The organism is Pseudomonas sp. AC211, assembly GCF_979258055.1.
On sequence record NZ_OZ409830.1, the window covers coordinates 2,692,941 to 2,711,019 of the forward strand.

9 protein-coding genes and 4 pseudogenes are annotated in these 18,079 nt (G+C 60.9%); 9 read left to right on the forward strand and 4 right to left on the reverse strand.

Annotation, left to right across the window (positions count from 1 at the left end):
- Positions 1 to 150 precede the first annotated feature (150 nt).
- The 3 genes from ACZZZP_RS12620 to ACZZZP_RS12630 all read left to right on the forward strand — a co-directional run bounded on the left by ACZZZP_RS12620 (position 151) and on the right by ACZZZP_RS12630 (position 2,838).
- Positions 151 to 867, forward strand: coding sequence for a DUF4431 domain-containing protein (locus ACZZZP_RS12620; RefSeq protein ID WP_463382943.1), 717 nt, complete (start codon positions 151 to 153; stop codon positions 865 to 867).
- An 87-nt stretch (positions 868 to 954) separates the two neighbouring features.
- A complete protein-coding gene (locus ACZZZP_RS12625) occupies positions 955 to 1,608 on the forward strand; it encodes a potassium channel family protein (protein ID WP_463382944.1) in 654 nt (217 codons plus the stop codon).
- A gap of 72 nt (positions 1,609 to 1,680) precedes the next feature.
- Positions 1,681 to 2,838: an MFS transporter gene (locus ACZZZP_RS12630; RefSeq protein ID WP_463536560.1), complete on the forward strand. Its 1,158-nt coding sequence runs from the start codon at positions 1,681 to 1,683 to the stop codon at positions 2,836 to 2,838.
- 68 nt (positions 2,839 to 2,906) lie between these two features.
- Here the strand turns inward: ACZZZP_RS12630 and ACZZZP_RS12635 are convergent.
- Positions 2,907 to 4,608, reverse strand: a pseudogene (locus ACZZZP_RS12635) (DEAD/DEAH box helicase).
- Positions 4,609 to 4,969: 361 nt separating this feature from the next.
- Between ACZZZP_RS12635 and ACZZZP_RS12640 the strand changes: the two are divergent.
- On the forward strand, positions 4,970 to 5,761 hold the full coding sequence (locus tag ACZZZP_RS12640; protein WP_463382945.1) for a crotonase/enoyl-CoA hydratase family protein: 792 nt from the start codon (positions 4,970 to 4,972) through the stop codon (positions 5,759 to 5,761).
- A gap of 1 nt (position 5,762) precedes the next feature.
- Here the strand turns inward: ACZZZP_RS12640 and ACZZZP_RS12645 are convergent, their stop codons facing one another.
- A complete protein-coding gene (locus ACZZZP_RS12645; protein WP_463382946.1) occupies positions 5,763 to 6,536 on the reverse strand; it encodes a spermidine synthase in 774 nt (257 codons plus the stop codon).
- 167 nt (positions 6,537 to 6,703) lie between these two features.
- Here ACZZZP_RS12645 and ACZZZP_RS12650 point away from each other — a divergent pair, with 167 nt between their 5' ends.
- Both ACZZZP_RS12650 and ACZZZP_RS12655 read left to right on the forward strand, forming a co-directional pair.
- A complete protein-coding gene (locus ACZZZP_RS12650) occupies positions 6,704 to 8,038 on the forward strand; it encodes a flavin-containing monooxygenase (RefSeq protein WP_463382947.1) in 1,335 nt (444 codons plus the stop codon).
- Positions 8,039 to 8,161: 123 nt separating this feature from the next.
- Entirely contained in the window at positions 8,162 to 9,508 is a 1,347-nt protein-coding gene (locus ACZZZP_RS12655; RefSeq protein ID WP_122495488.1) for a class II 3-deoxy-7-phosphoheptulonate synthase, read from the forward strand.
- A 156-nt stretch (positions 9,509 to 9,664) separates the two neighbouring features.
- Here the strand turns inward: ACZZZP_RS12655 and ACZZZP_RS12660 are convergent, their stop codons facing one another.
- Entirely contained in the window at positions 9,665 to 10,297 is a 633-nt protein-coding gene (locus ACZZZP_RS12660; RefSeq protein WP_122495486.1) for a TetR family transcriptional regulator, read from the reverse strand.
- Between the two features lie 266 nt (positions 10,298 to 10,563).
- Here ACZZZP_RS12660 and ACZZZP_RS12665 point away from each other — a divergent pair.
- The 3 pseudogenes from ACZZZP_RS12665 (at position 10,564) to adeC (ending at position 16,314) form a co-directional block, all read left to right on the forward strand.
- Positions 10,564 to 11,734 (forward strand): annotated as a pseudogene (locus ACZZZP_RS12665) (efflux RND transporter periplasmic adaptor subunit).
- Positions 11,735 to 11,737: 3 nt separating this feature from the next.
- A pseudogene (locus ACZZZP_RS12670) lies at positions 11,738 to 14,871 on the forward strand (efflux RND transporter permease subunit).
- Positions 14,871 to 16,314, forward strand: a pseudogene (gene adeC, locus ACZZZP_RS12675) (AdeC/AdeK/OprM family multidrug efflux complex outer membrane factor). The pseudogenes ACZZZP_RS12670 and adeC overlap by 1 nt, the downstream one beginning before the upstream one ends.
- Positions 16,315 to 16,689: 375 nt before the next feature.
- Here the strand turns inward: adeC and ACZZZP_RS12680 are convergent.
- Positions 16,690 to 18,054, reverse strand: coding sequence for an aspartate aminotransferase family protein (locus ACZZZP_RS12680; protein WP_463382948.1), 1,365 nt, complete (start codon positions 18,052 to 18,054; stop codon positions 16,690 to 16,692).
- Positions 18,055 to 18,079 lie beyond the last annotated feature (25 nt).

The following is an 18,079-nucleotide window of genomic DNA, read 5'->3' on the forward strand; positions in this document are numbered from 1 at the left end:
AATTCTCGTGTCGGCCACTGTCCGAATGGCTGATTTGCCACTGACGCTAACGATCACACTCTCTGCAATTTCGACTTGTGCAGGCCCTGGCCGCCCGCGTCTAATTCGCTGCCGTTGGCTTTATCCACCCGCTATCACGGACGACCCACCATGCGTTTTTCCATGCGCCTGTGCGCCCTGCTCGCCTTTACTGGCGCACCGCTGCTTCCCTCTGTTGCGCTGGCCGCTGACTGCCACGCCTTTGAAACCGAAACCGTCACCCTGACGGGCACCCTCTACCCCGACACCTTTCCCGGCTCGCCAAATTATGAGGACGTGACACAAGGTGATGAAGCCGAGGTCGGCTTTTACCTCGCCGTGCCCGAGCCGCTGTGCATGGTCGCCAACGATGAGTTCGAGACCAGCCCCGACCAGCGCCTGGACTATTTGCAGCTGATCCTCGACCAGAAAGGCTACGACCAGTTGCGGCCGTACCTGATGAGTGAAGGCAAGCTCACCCTCAAGGGCACCATCACCGGGGCGTTGACCGGCCACCACCACACGTCGCTGTTGCTACAGGAACTGGAGTTCGTCAGCGGTACGCCGGCCGAGCCGGTGGACTGCGAAGTGCTCGCTGAAAACGCTTCACTGGACCAACAGTTGCCCGCACCACTGCCCGGCAAAATCACCGGTGAAGGCCGCCTGTACTTCCACAATGCACCGAATGACAGCTGCACCGACCGCAAGGCGTACATCGTGCCCGGCGACAGCGTAGCCGTGAGCAACATCCACAGCTTTGGCTGGGCCGAGGTCAGCTACACCACCAAGAACGGTGCGGTTTACAGCGGCTGGGTCAAGCAAGGTCAGGTGCTGATTAACAGCGAGTAATGCCCTTGGGCGTGGGCACATTCACGCCAGGGATATCGCTTCGTTTTATGTTGTCTGCCATTCACCGCTCACTTGCACAGGCCTTCTATGCGCCCCGTTCAATACATCATCCGCCATCCCTCCGCCGGCTTGCTCTTCGTGCAGTTGCTCGGGGTGCTGCTGTACCCGTGGATGGAAGACACGCCACTGGGCCGTGCGCTATTCGGCGCATTTGGGTTGGTGGTGCTGGGCCTGGCGCTGCACGTGGTCAAACGAAGTTCCTCGCACACATGGGTGGCGGTGGTGCTGGCCGTGGTGCTGGTTGGCTTATCCGTGCTTAACAAGGTGACGCCGGCGGTGAGCCTGGAATCGCTGATCGCCCTGCTCGAAGCGCTGTTCTACTTCTACGCGGCAGGCAGCCTGATCGCCTATATGAACGCCGACTACCGCGCCACCACCGATGAGCTGTACGCCGTCGGCGCCACGTTCACCCTGCTCGCCTGGGCCTTCGGGCACCTCTACACCTTTTGCCAATTACTGTTGCCGGGCAGCTTTGGCGCACTGATTAATCCCGAAGCGGCGCGCAGTTGGATGGAGTTGTTGTTCCTCAGCTTCACCACGCTGTCGGGCGTCGGCCTGGGCGACATCATTCCGCTCACACCCATGGCCCGGTCGCTGGTAATGGTCGAAGAATTCGCCGGTGTCATGTACTTGGCGTTGGTGGTGTCGCGCCTGATTGCCTTGACTGCGATCAAGCGTTAGCCGCGCCGACAGACTGAACGCGATCGCCGCTCGGCCGGTCTACACCGCGTACTTCTCTGATCTGGAACGCTGATGTCTGCTGTTGAATCTGCCCTCGCCTTGCCCTCCCACGCGCGCCAGAAAAGCTCGACGCGCTGGGCCTTTTTTATCGCCGGTTTCGCCATGGCCGCGTGGGCGCCATTGGTGCCCTTCGCCAAGGCGCGCGCGGGTTTGTCCGAAGGCTCTCTCGGTTTGCTGTTGCTATGCCTGGGCGCCGGCTCGCTAATCACCATGCCGCTGGCCGGCGCGCTGGCGGCACGCATTGGCTGCCGACGGGTGATCGTTGGCGCGGCGGCGCTGGTGTGCCTGATGCTGCCGCTGCTGACGGTGTTTTCGTCCTGGCCATTGCTGGCCGTCAGCCTCGCCCTGTTTGGCGCCGGGCTCGGCTGCATGGATTGCACCATCAACTTGCAGGCCGTGCTCGTGGAAAAAAACAGCGAAACGCCCTTGATGTCGGGCTTTCATGGTCTGTTCAGCGTGGGCTGCATTGTCGGCGCGGCCGGCGTGAGCCTGCTCTTGGCGCTGAACCTCAGCCCACTGCTGGCAGCACTGGCAGTGGTTGCGGCAGTCATCGCCGTGCTGCTGCACGCTGCCCGTGACTTGCTGCCCTTCGGCAGTACCAGCAACGGCCCGGCCTTCGCCATTCCCCACGGCGTGGTGCTGCTGATTGGCGCGGTGTGCTTCATCTTGTTCTTGGCAGAAGGCGCGATGCTCGACTGGAGCGCCGTGTTTCTCACCGAAAGCAAACATCTGGCCTCGGCCCATTCCGGCATCGGCTATGTGGCGTTCGCCTGCGCCATGACGATGGGTCGCCTGACAGGCGACAAGGTGGTGCACCGGATTGGCCGTCAGCGCGTGGTGCTGCTCGGCTCGCTGATGGCGGCGGCCGGCTTGGTGGTGGCGACGTTGAGTCCATCGTGGCCGCTATCGCTGGTGGGCTTTTTGCTGGTGGGTGCTGGCTGCTCGAATGTGGTGCCGGTGATGTTCAGCCTCATCGGCAAACAAAAGGTGATGGCCGAAAACGTGGCTATTCCAGCGGTCTCCACCTTGGGGTATGGCGGCATTTTGTTGGGCCCAGCCTTCATCGGCTTTATCGCTCATGGCAGCAGCCTGACCACCGCCTTGCTGGTATTGGCGGGTTTGTTGGTGAGCGCGGCCGCCCTGAGTTTGACGCTGAAATTGAACGATTAAAAAGACAGGCACAAAAAAGCCCGCTTCGCAGCGGGCTTTTTGTTTAGCGGACCAGAAGGCGAACCTTCTTAGTCTTCGCGATAACGACGCAGCTTCAACTGCTTACCGGCTACGCGAGTGTCCTTCAGCTTGGTCAGCAGACGCTCCAGACCTTCTTCCGGCAGTTCAACCAGGCTGAAGCTGTCGCGCACTTGGATGCGGCCGATGGCTTCGCGGGCCAGGCCGCCTTCGTTGAGGATGGCACCCAGCAGGTTTTTCGCGGCGATACCGTCACGTGCGCCCAGGGCGGTACGGCAACGGGCACGGCCTTCGGCCAACGGCATTGGCGCGCGACGTTCACGCGGCTCGCTACGCTCACCAGCAGGACGCTCGGAACGCTCACGCGGTGCGCTGTTCGGCACCAGTGGTTGTTCACGTTCAACGTCGGCGAGGGTCAGCGCTTGGCCGTTGGTGGCTTTGCGCAGCAGCGCAGCGGCCAGGGCACGCGGGCTGCAACCGATGTCGGCGGTCAGACGGTCGAGCAGATCACCATGGCTGGCTTCAGCATCAGCCACCAGCGGCGCGAGGGCGTTGGTGAGTTTCTTGATGCGTGCGTCCAGCACTTGCTGGCCGTTCGGCAGGCGAACTTCGGCAACCTTCTGGCCGGTTACACGCTCGATCACTTGCAGCATGCGACGCTCACGCGGCGTTACCAGCAACAGGGCGCGACCGGTACGGCCAGCACGGCCGGTACGACCGATACGGTGAACGTAGGATTCCGGGTCGTACGGCATGTCCACGTTCATTACGTGGGTGATGCGCGGCACGTCGAGACCACGGGCGGCAACGTCGGTGGCAACCACGATGTCCAGACGGCCATCTTTGAGCGAGTCGATCACGCGCTCACGTTGGTTCTGGGCAATGTCGCCGTTCAGGGCGGCAGCCTTGTAACCCTTGGCTTCCAGCGCGGCGGCCAGGTCCAGGGTGGCTTGTTTGGTACGCACGAAGGCGATCAGCGCGTCGAAATCTTCCACTTCCAGCAGACGCAATACAGCGGCGTGCTTCTGGTCAGCGTGAACCAGCAAGTGAGCCTGCTCGATGGCAGTCACGGTCTGGGTTTTGGTTTCGATCTTGATGTGCTTCGGGTCACGCAGGTGCTTTTCAGCAATGGCGCGAATCGAGTGCGGCAGGGTGGCCGAGAACAGCACGGTCTGACGGGTAGCGGGCATGGCCTTGAAGATAACTTCCAGGTCGTCCATGAAGCCCAGCTTGAGCATTTCGTCCGCTTCGTCGAGTACCAGGTGCTGAATAGTGGACAGCACTTTCTCGTCGCGACGCAGGTGGTCAACCAGACGACCCGGGGTAGCCACAACAATCTGAGCGCCATTACGGATGGCTTTCAGTTGTGGGCCCATCGGAGCGCCGCCGTAAACGGCAACCACGTTCACGCCTGGCATTTGCTTGGCGTAGGTTTCAAAAGCGGTAGCCACCTGCAGAGCCAGCTCGCGAGTTGGCGCCAGAATCAGCGCTTGTGGCTCACGTTTGGCCGGGTCGATGCGGGTGAGGATTGGCAGTGCGAACGCGGCGGTTTTGCCGGTACCGGTTTGCGCCTGGCCGATCATGTCGTGGCCGGCGAGAATCACTGGAATAGCTTGCAGTTGAATAGCCGATGGCTCTTCGTAACCGGTAGCGATTACTGCAGCGAGAATATTGGGGTTAAGTCCGAGCGCGGCGAAGCCGCCGGATACCTGGGTCATGGGTCTGCCTCAAAGTGCATCCGCAAAGACCCATGTTCCAAAAGCTGCGCATGCCGTGTAAGACCCGAAGGTAACCCTGGCAGCCCTGTAGGCGGGGATTTGCGAAAACGTATTAATGAAAAAAGAAGATATCCAGGACGTTCACTTGGTGAACTGCACCCAGAGCTCGCTCTGGGAAAAACCTGCAAAACCTGAACACGGCCGTTTGAAGCCGGCGCGCACTATACCGGAAAAAACTTGACCTCGGTGTAAGTTTCGCGAAGAAAATCCTTACACGCCGCCAGCCGGTCGCCGAGATAGACACCTTCAGCGCCAGCCGCGCGGCGGTTTGACCGGCTGCACCAGGCCAGCTATACCGCACCAGCCACTTCCGCCCGCCATAAGGATAATTCGCCATGAACAGCACCAGCCCCGGACGCGTCAGCCGTGAAAAACGTGGGGCGATCATGCTCATTGGTCTCGACCGCCCCAGCAAACGCAACGCGTTCGACCTGGCTCTGCTCAACGACCTGACGCTCGCCTACGGCGAGTTCGAGCGTGACAGCGAAATGCGCGTTGCCGTGGTATTTGCCCATGGCGAACATTTCACCGCCGGGCTGGACTTGGCCAATGTCGCCGCCACCTTCGCCAGCGGCTGGCAGATTCCCGAAGGCGGTTGCGACCCGTGGGGCGTGTTCGGCGGCCCGCGCGTGAGCAAGCCAGTGATCGTCGCCGCCCAGGGTTACTGCTTCACCATCGGCATCGAACTGATGCTCGCCTCCGACATCAACCTGTGCGCCAGCAACACGCGCTTTGCGCAAATGGAAGTGCAACGCGGCATCTTCCCGTTCGGCGGCGCCACCTTGCGCATGCACCAGGCAGCTGGCTGGGGCAACGCCATGCGCTGGCTGCTGACGGGCGACGAATTCGATGCGCACGAAGCTTGCCGGCTGGGCTTGGTTCAAGAAGTGTTGGCCAGCGAAGACCTGCTGCCGCGCGCCTTGCACCTGGCCGAACGGGTCGCGGCGCAAGCGCCATTGGGCGTGCAAGCGACCTTGGCCTCGGCGCGCCAGGCAGTGGCCGAAGGCGAAGTGGCGGCCGCTGCTGCCTTGCCCGCCACCATGCGGCGCCTGATGGCCAGCGAAGACGCTCAGGAAGGCGTGCGCGCCATGCAAGAGCGCCGCCCCGGCGCATTCAAAGGCCGCTGAGTCAGGTGGCTGGGCGTACCAGGTCGATCAAGGGTTGCAGCGAATAACCCAGCTGCGCCTGCAATGCCTCGGCGCGTCTGCTGAGGGCGGCGGTATCCAGCTGCTGATCCAGATCGGCGGGCACGATCAGAATCACGTTGCCCTCCTTCACCGGCAGTTCCCAGTAGTGCCGGTGGTACAACCCGCGCAGCAGCGCCGCGCCCAGCGGCTTGCCGTCGTCGCTGGCCCACTGGTTGATCACCAGCCAGCCGCCAGGATTCAAGCGCTGCTGGCACCCTTCGAGAAAACGCCAGGCCAGATGGCCAACGGCCGGGCCGGTGTCGGTATATAAGTCGACGAAAATCAGGTCGGACGATTCGGCGCTTTCCAGCAGTTCGATGGCATCGCCAATGCGCACATACAGACGCGGATCGTCGTCCAGGCCCAGAAACTCCATGGCCAGGCGCGGCACATCGGGGCGCAGCTCGATGGCTTCCACATCATCCAACGGCAGAAAACGCAGGCACGCCTGGGTTAAGGTGCCGGCACCGAGGCCAAGAAACAGCGCGCTCTCTGGCTGCTCGTGGCACAGCGCGCCGATAAACATGGCCCGCGTGTAGTCGTACTCCAGCCAGGTCGGGTCGGGCAGGAACACGCAGCTTTGCTCAATGGCGTCGCCGAATTCGAGGAAGCGGTAGTCGCCCACCTGCATGACCTTGATCACGCCGTATTCGTCGTGCACTTCGGCCAATAGCAGTTCTTCGGTCAGCTCGTCCCGTGGCGGCTGTTCAGGCATTGCGGTCTCCAGCATTTATGACATCCCCGACCAGCGCGCGACAGGGAAAGGCGCCGATTGTCATTGAAGAGCCTGGCGCCGGTCACGCAATAATTCGCCCACAGTTAAGCCCCCAACCAGAACAATAATCAGCAGGTCGCCGGCCGCGACGTGCAAGGGAGAACGCTATGTACGCCATTATCGGCGCGGGCCCCATGGGCCTGTGCACGGCCCGCCAGTTGCAAAAACATGGCATTGCGTTTGTCGGCTTCGAGCTGCACGACGACGTCGGCGGTTTGTGGGATATCGATAACCCACACAGCACCATGTACGAATCAGCCCATCTGATTTCGTCCAAAAGCACCACGCAGTTCAGCGAATTCCCCATGGGCGACAGCGTGGCGCCCTACCCGCACCACAGCGAAATGCGCCGCTACTTTCGAGACTACGCCAGCCATTTCGGCCTGTACGAACATTTCCAATTCGGCACCCGCGTAGTGCGCCTGGAGCGCCGGGAAACAGGCTGGGCGCTGTTCACCGAAAAAGCCGGCGTCACCCGCGAATGGCAATTTGAGGGTGTGCTGATCGCCAACGGCACCTTGCACCAACCCAATCTGGCACAACTGCCGGGCACCTTCAGCGGCGAGCTGATGCACTCCAGCGACTACCGCTCGGCCGAGGTTTTTGCCGGCAAACGCGTGCTGATTGTCGGCTGCGGCAACTCGGCCTGCGACATCACCGTAGACGCCGTGCACCGCGCCGCCTCGGTGGATTTGTCGGTACGACGGGGCTATTACTTCCTGCCGAAATTTCTGCTCGGACGCCCCATCGACACCTTCGGCGGCGCAGTGAAATTGCCCCGCGCGCTGAAGCAACGCATCGACGGCCTGCTGATTCGCGCCCTGATCGGCAAGCCCTCGCAATATGGCCTGCCCGACCCCGACTACAAGCTGTACGAATCGCACCCGGTGGTGAATTCATTGGTGCTGCATCACCTCGGTCACGGCGACATCAAAGCGCGCCGCGATATCGCGCGCATCGACGGTAAAACGGTGACCTTCACCGACGGTGAGCACGCCGAGTACGACCTGATTCTGCAAGGCACCGGCTACAAGCTGGACTATCCGTTTGTTGCACGCGAGCACCTCAACTGGCCCGAAGGCGCCGGCGCACCGAAGCTGTACTTGAACGTGTTCCACCCCGAGTACGACGACCTGTTCATGATGGGCATGGTGGAAGCCTCCGGCCTGGGCTGGCAGGGCCGGGCCGAGCAAGCGGAGCTGGTGGCACTGTTTATCCGGCACTTGCAGGCAGGCAGCGCTGCCGCCGAGGCGTTCAAGACCATCAAGCGCGAGCGCGCCAGCATTCGGCTGGACGGCGGTTACCGCTATCTGCAACTGGAGCGCATGGCTTACTACGTGCACAAAGACACCTACCGCCAGAGCATGGCCGAACACAGCGCCGCGTTGCGCCTGCCGGCGGAGCGAACCGAGGCGTTAAGCGCAACCGTGAATGCCTCATAGCGGTTGACGGGCACGGGCGTATGCAGCGGCTCTATCGCGCCTATCGACAGGCGCTGCGCTTGTGAGCGCAAGCCGATCGGTTACCATGCCCGTCCGCCTAATTCGCTTGAGCCGAGAACGTCGATGTCGCAACCATGGAGCCCCAGCAGCTGGAGAGCTAAACCCATCCAGCAGCAGCCGCAGTACCCAGATGCCGCCCACCTGAGCCAGGTTGAGCAAACCCTCGCCGGTTATCCGCCGCTGGTATTTGCTGGCGAAGCGCGCGAGTTGCGCCGCCAATTTGCCGAGGTCACTCAGGGCCGTGCGTTTCTGCTGCAAGGGGGCGACTGCGCTGAGAGTTTTGCCGAATTCAGCGCCGCGAAAATTCGCGACACCTTCAAGGTGCTGCTGCAAATGGCCATCGTCATGACCTTCGCCGCCGGCAGCCCGGTGGTAAAGGTTGGGCGCATGGCCGGCCAGTTCGCCAAGCCGCGCTCGGCCAATGACGAAACCATCGACGGCGTCACCCTACCCGCCTATCGCGGCGACATCGTCAACGGCATCGGCTTCGATGCCACCAGCCGCGTGCCCGATCCCGAGCGCTTGCTGCAGGCGTACCACCAGTCCACCGCCAGCCTGAACCTGCTGCGCGCCTTTGCTCAGGGCGGCTTCGCCGACCTGCATCAAGTGCACAAGTGGAACCTGGAGTTCATCGAGAATTCGGCGCTCGGCGAGAAGTACAACCAGTTGGCCGACCGCATCGACGAAACCCTGGCCTTTATGCGTGCCTGCGGCATGGACACCTCGCCGCAACTGCGCGAAACCAGTTTCTTCACCGCCCACGAAGCGCTGCTGCTCAATTACGAGCAAGCCTTTGTGCGCCGCGACAGCCTCACCGGCGGCGACTACGCCTGTTCGGCGCACATGCTGTGGATTGGTGATCGCACCCGTCAGGTAGACGGTGCGCATGTGGAATTTCTGCGCGGCGTTGGCAACCCGATCGGGGTGAAGTGCGGGCCGAGCATGAGCAGCGAAGACCTGATTCGCCTGATCGACATCCTCAACCCCGACAATGATCCGGGTCGCCTCAACCTCATCGTGCGCATGGGCGCCGACAAAGTCGAAGCCGGCTTGCCGCGTCTGCTGCGCACCGTTAAAGAGGAAGGCCGCCACGTGCTGTGGAGTTCCGACCCCATGCACGGCAACACCATCAAGGCATCGAGCGGCTACAAAACCCGCGACTTCGCGCAGATTCTTGCGGAGGTGAAACAGTTCTTCCAGGTTCACGAAGCGGAAGGCACGTACGCCGGAGGCATTCACATTGAAATGACCGGGCAGAACGTCACCGAATGCATCGGCGGCTCGCGGCCGATTACTGAAGATGGCTTGTCCGACCGCTATCACACGCACTGCGACCCGCGGATGAATGCCGATCAGTCGTTGGAGTTGGCGTTTTTGATTGCTGAGACGCTGAAGCAGGTTCGGCGGTAAACCTCGCGTTCATCAATTCAACACCGTCATTCCCGCGAAGGCGGGAATCCAGAATGTTGTGACGAACTCCCAACCGCAACACAACGCAAATTCTGGATCCCGAATGCTCGGACCGCCGCCTTCGCGGCGATGACGGTGCTGGTCGCTGAGCGCTCGTCAGCCGCGCAACCCAGGACTCAACCGCAACATATCCAGCGCCACGTCCACCAGCCGCTCCGCCTCTTTGCCCATGGCAAAGCTTTTCGGCGCCAGCAGCCATTTCGCCAGCACGCCATCAATAAACGAATGCAAGCACGTGGCTGCCCACTGGGTGTTCAGGTCGGCCGGCAATTGGCCTTTGTTGATCGCGTTACGCAGGGTCAGTTCGATGCGCTGGTCGCAGTCGATACTGTTGTCTTGCATTTGTTGGCGCAGGTCATTGAGCTCCGCCGTGTATTCACATTTGTGGAACAGAATCTCGTTGATGCGCCGTACCTGCGCGTCATTGGCAGTTTGTCTGAACAGCTGAACCAATAATTCGCGCAGGCGACCCAAGGGGTCAGGCTCAGTGGCACTTTCGCTGGCCTTGGCCAGTTCTTCAAACGGCAGGTGCGCGCGCTCGAGAATTGCCTGAAACACGTCGCTCTTGTTGCTGAAATGCCAATAGATTGCGCCGCGCGTCACGCCGGCCACATCGGCAATTTTGGCCAGCGTCGTCCGCCCGACACCGTGCTCGTAGAACGCCTGCTCGGCGGCATCGAGAATCTGGCTACGGGTTTCCTGTGCTTCTTCTTTGGTGCGTCTGACCATGCCAATACAGCCCTGGGTTATCGACACGTAAGCCCAATGTCAGCGTCGTGTCAGTTAAAAGCAAAGCTTGAAAAAAGCTTATGTAACAGTGGGTTTTAGGCGTTTACAAACAACCGTGAATGTAAGTATATTTCTTAGCATCCTACCTATCCACAAGAAAATCCTTATTTTTTGATCACGCTTTGATCAGCCGCCTACCCAAAACGCTTAAAAACTAACCAATCGTACCGGCGCCTTCCAAAGCGCTGATCGACATGAGGCCTTTCATGCAATTCAAGCCAGCCCACCCCGCTCTGGTTTCCGCCCTCGCCCTGGCAACCTTGTTGCTCACCGGTTGCGAAAAAAGCAGCAGAAGCGCCGCCACAACAGACCCCGCAAGTGGGTGTGGTGACCTTGAAACCGCAAGCCTATTCCCTCGTCAGCCAATTGCCCGGCCGCACCAACGCTTACCGCGTTGCTGAGGTTCGCCCGCAAGTGAACGGCATCATTCTCAAGCGTCTGTTTACCGAAGGCCGCGAGGTCAAGGCCGGCGAGCAGCTGTATCAAATCGACCCTTCCGTGTACGAAGCCACGCTGAAAAGCTCGCAGGCCACCCTGCAATCGGCCAAGTCCCTGGCGGATCGCTACAAGCAGCTTGTGAACGAACAGGCCGTGAGCCGTCAGGAATACGACAACGCCGTTTCCCAGCGCCTGCAAGCCGAAGCGGCTCTGCAAAGCGCCGAAATCAATCTGCGCTACACCAAAGTGCTGGCGCCAATTGCCGGCCGTATCGGTCGTTCGGCTGTGACCGAAGGCGCACTGGTCAGCAATGGCCAAACCAATGCCATGGCGACCATCCAGCAGCTCGATCCCATCTACGTCGACGTCACCCAGTCCTCCGCGCAACTGCTCAAGCTGCGTCGTGAACTGGAAAGCGGCAACCTGCAAAAAGCCGGCGACAACGCGGCCAAGGTCAAGCTGGTACTCGAAGACGGCAGCCTCTACGAGCAGGAAGGCAAGCTGGAATTCTCCGAAGTGTCGGTGGACGAAGGCACCGGGTCGGTCACTATTCGCGCAGTGTTCCCCAACCCGAAACACCAGTTGCTGCCCGGCATGTTCGTGCACGCCCAGTTGCAAGCCGGCGTGAACGAAAACGCCATTCTTGCCCCGCAACAAGGCGTCACCCGCGACCTCAAAGGCCTGCCGACCGCGCTGGTAGTAAACGCTGAGAACAAAGTGGAACTGCGTGAGCTGAAAGCCGAGCGCACCTTGGGTTCCGATTGGCTGATCAATGACGGCCTCAAAGCCGGCGATCGCCTGATCACCGAAGGCCTGCAATACGTGAAGCCGGGCGTGGAAGTGAAAGTGGCCGAAGCCACCAACGTCACCCCAGCAAACGGCGGCGAAGCCAAGCCGGCGGCCCCGGCCACCGAACAAGCCCAAGGCGAAGGGAAGTAATTCATGTCGAAATTCTTTATCGACCGCCCCATTTTCGCCTGGGTAATTGCCCTGGTGATCATGCTGGTGGGCACCTTGTCCATCCTGAAATTGCCGATTAACCAGTACCCGGCGATTGCGCCACCCGCCATCGCCATTCAGGTGACTTACCCAGGCGCGTCCGCACAAACCGTGCAGGACACCGTGGTGCAGATCATTGAGCAGCAGCTCAACGGTATCGACAACCTGCGTTATGTGACCTCGGAAAGTAACTCCGACGGCAGCATGACCATCACCGCCACCTTCAACCAGGGCACCAGCCCTGACACCGCTCAGGTGCAGGTGCAGAACAAGCTCAACCTGGCCACCCCGCTGCTGCCACAAGAAGTGCAGCAACAGGGTATTCGCGTCACCAAGGCGGTAAAGAACTTCCTGATGGTGATCGGCCTGGTGTCGGAAAACGGCAGCATGACCAAGGACGACTTGGCCAACTACATCGTTTCCAACATGCAAGACCCCATCTCGCGTACCGCCGGTGTGGGTGACTTCCAGGTGTTCGGCGCCCAGTACGCCATGCGTATCTGGCTCGACCCGGCCAAGCTGAACAAATTTCAGCTGACGCCCGTGGATGTGAAAACCGCCGTGGCCGCGCAGAACGTGCAGGTCTCGTCTGGTCAGTTGGGCGGTTTGCCGGCCGTGAAGGGCCAACAGCTGAACGCCACCATCATCGGCAAGACCCGTTTCCAGAGCGCCGAGCAGTTCAAAAATATTCTGCTCAAGGTCAACACTGACGGCTCGCAGGTACGCCTGGGCGACGTCGCCACGGTTGAACTGGGCGGCGAAAACTACAGCATCAGCGCGCAGTTCAATGGCAAGCCGGCTTCCGGTCTGGCGATCAAATTGGCCACTGGCGCCAACGCACTCGACACCGCCAAAGCCATCCGCGCCACCATCGCCGACCTGGAACCGTTCTTCCCGCAAGGCATGAAAGCGGTGTACCCGTACGACACTACGCCGGTGGTGACCGCCTCGATCGAAGGCGTGGTGCACACCCTGATCGAAGCCGTGGTGCTGGTGTTCCTGGTGATGTACCTGTTCCTGCAAAACCTGCGGGCCACCATCATCACCACCCTCACCGTTCCGGTGGTATTGCTCGGCACCTTCGGCATTCTCGCCGCCGCCGGTTTCACCATTAACACCCTGACCATGTTCGGCATGGTGTTGGCCATCGGCTTGCTGGTGGACGATGCGATTGTGGTGGTGGAAAACGTCGAGCGGGTGATGGCCGAGGAGCATTTGTCGCCCAAAGAAGCGACGAAGAAATCCATGGGCCAGATTCAGGGCGCGTTGGTCGGTATCGCCATGGTGCTGTCGGCAGTATTGCTGCCAATGGCGTTCTTCGGCGGTTCTACCGGTGTGATTTACCGGCAGTTCTCCATCACCATCGTCTCGGCCATGGGCCTGTCGGTGCTGGTGGCGTTGATCTTCACCCCGGCCCTGTGCGCCACCATGCTCAAGCCACATAAAGAAGGCACTCAAGGCGTTCCCAAACGTGGCTTCTTTGGCTGGTTCAACCGCAACTTCGACCGCAGCGTGCGCGGCTACGAGCGCGGTGAGCAGCATGCTGCGCAATAAAGTTCCGTACCTGCTGGCCTACGCCGTGCTGATCGTCGGCATGATCTGGCTGTTCACCCGCATTCCTACCGCGTTCCTGCCCGAAGAAGACCAAGGCGTTCTGTTTGCCCAGGTGCAAACCCCGGCGGGCTCCAGTGCCGGTCGCACCCAGGTGGTAGTCGATGAAATGCGCGCGTATTTGCTCAAGGATGAAGCCGACACGGTGAACTCGGTGTTTACGGTTACCGGCTTTAACTTTGCCGGTCGCGGTCAGAGCTCGGGTATGGCCTTCATCATGCTCAAGCCCTGGGGTGAGCGTTCCGCGGAGAACACCGTATTCGCCCTCGCCCAACGCGCCCAGCAGCACTTCTTCAGCTTCCGCGACGCCATGGTGTTCGCCTTCGCCCCGCCTGCGGTACTGGAGCTGGGTAACGCCACCGGTTTTGACGTGTTCCTGCAAGACCGTGGCGGCGTTGGCCACGAGAAGCTCATGGAAGCGCGTAACCAGTTCCTCGGCATGGCCGCACAAAGCAAGAAACTGATGCAAGTGCGCCCCAACGGCCTGAACGATGAACCGCAGTTCCAGCTGACCATCGACGACGAGCGCGCCAGTGCCCTGGGCATCACCCTCTCGGACATCAACAACACCTTGTCGATTGCCTTGGGCGGTAGCTACGTCAACGACTTCATCGACCGTGGTCGGGTCAAGAAGGTCTACATCCAGGGCGAAGCAAAAATCGCGCATGACCCCTGAAGACCTGCAGAAATGGTACGTGCGCAACAACCTCGGGCAGATGGTGCCCTTCTCCGCCTTCGCCTCCGGTTCGTGGATTTACGGCTCGCCGAAACTGGCCCGTTACAACGGCGTAGAAGCCATGGAAATCATGGGTTCGCCGGCGCCGGGGTATTCCACTGGTGAGGCCATGGCCGAAGTCGAAGCGCTGGCGAAAAAGCTGCCAGCCGGTGTCGGTTATTCCTGGACTGGCCTGTCGTACGAAGAACGTTTGTCCGGCTCGCAAGCACCGGCGCTGTATGCGATCTCGCTGTTGCTGGTGTTCCTGTGTCTGGCCGCGTTGTATGAAAGCTGGTCGATTCCGGTGGCGGTCATTCTGGTAGTGCCGTTGGGGATCATCGGTGCGTTGATGGCCACCAGCTTGCGCGGCTTGTCGAACGACGTGTTCTTCCAGGTGGGCCTGTTGACCACCGTTGGTTTGGCGGCGAAAAACGCCATTCTGATCGTCGAGTTCGCCAAAGAGCTGCACGAACAGGGCAAGTCGCTGGTCGACGCCGCCCTGGAAGCCTGCCGCATGCGCTTGCGCCCGATCATCATGACGTCGATGGCGTTCATCCTCGGCGTGGTGCCGTTGGCCATCTCGACCGGCGCCGGTTCGGGCAGCCAACACGCCATCGGTACCGGCGTGATCGGCGGCATGATCACCGCCACCGTGCTGGCAATTTTCTGGGTGCCGCTGTTCTTCGTCACGATCTCCTCGCTGTTCAAAGGCAAGCAGACCGAAACCCCACGCAATGAGGCTGGCCACTAATGCGCAAGTCCCTACTGTCCCTCGCGATTGCCAGCCTGATTCTGGGCGGCTGCTCGCTGATTCCTGACTATGAGCAGCCGGCTTCGCCGGTTGCCGCCACCCTACCCGCAAGGCCCGGCGTACGGGCCAGCGGAGTCGGCGCGGGTGGCGCAGGCCGAACAAGGCTGGCGCCAGTTCTTCCACGACCCGGCGCTGCAGCAGCTGATTCAGACCTCGCTGGAAAACAACCGCGACCTGCGCGTGGCCGCGTTGAACCTCGACGCCTACGCCGCGCAGTACCGCATTCAACGTGCGGAACTGCTGCCCAACGTAAGCGCCGACGGCACCGGCGTGCGCCAACGCACGCCGGGCGATTTGTCGCAAACCGGCCAAGCCACCACCAGCGGTCAGTACTCGGCCACTGTCGGTATCAGCGCTTACGAGCTGGACCTGTTCGGCCGCCTGCGCAGCCTGAATGAAGAGTCGTTGCAGACTTACTTCTCCAGCGAGCAAGCGCGTCGTAGCACCCAGCTGAGCCTGGTGGCCAACGTCGCCAATGCCTACCTGACGCTGACCGCCGACCAGGAGCTGCTGCGCCTGACCGAAGAAACCCTGAAGACCTACGAAGACAGCTTCCGCCTGACCCAACGCAGCAATGAAGTGGGCGTGGCCTCGGCCCTGGACCTCAGCCAGTCGCGCACCTCAGTGGAAAGCGCCCGCGTGGCCCTGGCGCAATACCAGCGCCTGGTCGCGCAAGACCGCAACAACCTGGCGCTGTTGCTCGGCACCTCGGTGCCTGACAACCTCAACGCCAGCAGCCCATTGGCCGACGACTTGCTCGAAGAGTTGCCAGCCGGCTTGCCGTCCGATTTGCTCCAGCGTCGCCCAGACATCCTTGAAGCCGAGTACCTGCTCAAAGCCGCCAACGCCAACATCGGCGCCGCGCGGGCTGCGTTCTTCCCGCGCATCAGCCTGACGGCCAATGCCGGCTCCAGCAGTGCCGACTTGTCGAACCTGTTCAAAGGCGGCTCGGGCAGTTGGTACTTCTCGCCGTCGATCAGCATTCCGATCTTTAACGCCGGCAGCCTGAAGGCCAGCCTGGACTACTCGAAAATCCAGAAAGACATTCGCGTGGCTCAGTACGAGAAGTCGATTCAGACCGCCTTCCGGGAAGTGTCCGACGGCCTTGCCTCACGCCAAACCTACAACCAACAGTTGCAGGCCCAACGTGACTTCGTTGCCGCCAACCAGGATTACTACCGCCTGGCTGAACGCCGTTACCGCACCGGCATCGACAGCAACCTGACCTTCCTCGACGCCCAACGCTCGTTGTTCAGCGCGCAACAAGCGCTGATCACCGACCGTTTGGCGCAGCTCACCAGCGAGGTCAATTTGTACAAAGCGCTGGGCGGAGGCTGGGTGGAAAACACCGGCTCGGCGCCCGCTGAACCGGCTAAGCCATAAGGTTTTGCCCGCAACAAAAAGCCCGCCAATTGGCGGGCTTTTTTGTTGGCCGGGTGTCACGACCGTCGAATCCTTCATCCGTCATTCCCGCGAAGGCGGGAATCAGGTTCGGTGATATTTCAAACGACACCGTAACCTTCAAAACTCTGGATTCCGAATCGTCGGACCGCCGCCTTCGCGGGAATGACGGTGTATCAGCGGTCTGGTTCCTGAACCGGTCAACCCGTAAGGTTTCGCCCACAACAAAAAAGCCCGCCAATTGGCGGGCTTTTTTGTTGTTTCCGATGACTCGATTCTGTGGGAGCGGCTTTAGCCGCGATGCTCTTGCTCTGAAAAAAGAATCGCGGCTAAAGCCGCTCCCACAGGTCAGCCATGCTAAACCAGCTCTGCCAAGGTCAAATCCAGACACTTACGCGCCTTCTCCACCAGCTCATCAATCTCGGCTTTGCTGATCACCAGCGGCGGCGCAATGATCATGGTGTCGCCCACGGCGCGCATGATCAGGCCGTTGTTGAAGCAATGCCCACGGCAGATCATGCCCACGCCCTTGCCTTCGTACCGAGCGCGGGTGGCTTTGTCTTTCACCAGCTCGATAGCGCCCAACATGCCCAATCCACGCACTTCCCCTACCAACGGATGGTCGGCCAGTTCACGCAGACGCTGTTGCAGGTACGGCGCCGTTTCAGCTCGTACGGTTTCCAAAATCTTTTCTTCGCGAATGATCCGCAGGTTTTCCAACGCCACCGCCGCCGCCACCGGGTGACCGGAATAGGTAAAGCCGTGGTTGAAATCACCGCCTTCGTTGATCACCTGCGCGACCTTGTCGCTGACGATCAGGCCGCCCATGGGGATGTAACCGGAGGTCAGGCCCTTGGCGATGGTCATCAGGTCGGGCGTGTTGCCGTAGTAGTCGCTGCCGAACCACTCGCCGGTGCGGCCGAAGCCACAGATCACTTCGTCAGCGGCGAACAGAATGTCGTACTTGGCGAGAATCTCGCGCACCTTCGGCCAGTAGGTGTCTGGCGGAATAATCACGCCGCCTGCGCCTTGGATGGGCTCGGCAATAAACGCCGCAACCCTGTCTTCGCCGACTTCGAGAATTTTCTTTTCCAGTTGCTCGGCGGCCCAAATACCGAACTCGGCCGGGCTCATGTCACCGCCCTCGCCAAACCAGTACGGCTGCGGAATGTGCACGATGTCCGGCAGCGTGCCGCCCTGCTCGTGCATGCCCTGCATACCGCCCAACGCGGCGCCGGCCACGGTGGAACCGTGATAGCCGTTGACGCGACCGATGATGACTTTTTTCTGCGGCTTGCCCTTCACCTGCCAGTAGTGACGGACCATACGCAGCATGGTGTCGTTACCTTCCGAGCCCGAGCCGGTAAAGAACACGTGATTCATGTGCGGCGGCGCCAGCTCGGCGATGGTTTTAGCCAGCTCGAGCACTGGCGGGTGCGCGGTCATAAAGAAGGTGTTGTAGAACGGCAGCTGCTTCATTTGCTTGGCAGCTGCATCGGCCAATTCGTCGCGGCCGTAGCCGATGGCCACGCACCAAAGGCCGGCCATGGCGTCGAGAATCTTGTTGCCTTCGCTGTCCCACAGGTACACACCGTCGGCGTTGGTGATGATGCGCGGACCGACCTGTTTCAACTGTTTGTAATCGCTAAACGGCGCCAGGTGGTGGCTGTCGCTCAACGCTTGCCATTCCAGTGTTTTCGGGTTGTTGGCTGACTTGCTCATACGCACTCCTTACGGCCCGGCGCGA

Excerpts from the sequence above, each read along its gene's own strand:
- ACZZZP_RS12640 (WP_463382945.1), top strand. The coding sequence starts at position 4,970 with ATGAACAGCACCAGCCCCGGACGCGTCAGCCGTGAAAAACGTGGGGCG.
- ACZZZP_RS12645 (WP_463382946.1), bottom strand. The coding sequence starts at position 6,536 with ATGCCTGAACAGCCGCCACGGGACGAGCTGACCGAAGAACTGCTATTG.
- ACZZZP_RS12625 (WP_463382944.1), top strand. The coding sequence starts at position 955 with ATGCGCCCCGTTCAATACATCATCCGCCATCCCTCCGCCGGCTTGCTC.
- ACZZZP_RS12650 (WP_463382947.1), top strand. The coding sequence starts at position 6,704 with ATGTACGCCATTATCGGCGCGGGCCCCATGGGCCTGTGCACGGCCCGC.
- ACZZZP_RS12655 (WP_122495488.1), top strand. The coding sequence starts at position 8,162 with ATGTCGCAACCATGGAGCCCCAGCAGCTGGAGAGCTAAACCCATCCAG.
- ACZZZP_RS12680 (WP_463382948.1), bottom strand. The coding sequence starts at position 18,054 with ATGAGCAAGTCAGCCAACAACCCGAAAACACTGGAATGGCAAGCGTTG.
- ACZZZP_RS12660 (WP_122495486.1), bottom strand. The coding sequence starts at position 10,297 with ATGGTCAGACGCACCAAAGAAGAAGCACAGGAAACCCGTAGCCAGATT.
- ACZZZP_RS12630 (WP_463536560.1), top strand. The coding sequence starts at position 1,681 with ATGTCTGCTGTTGAATCTGCCCTCGCCTTGCCCTCCCACGCGCGCCAG.
- ACZZZP_RS12620 (WP_463382943.1), top strand. The coding sequence starts at position 151 with ATGCGTTTTTCCATGCGCCTGTGCGCCCTGCTCGCCTTTACTGGCGCA.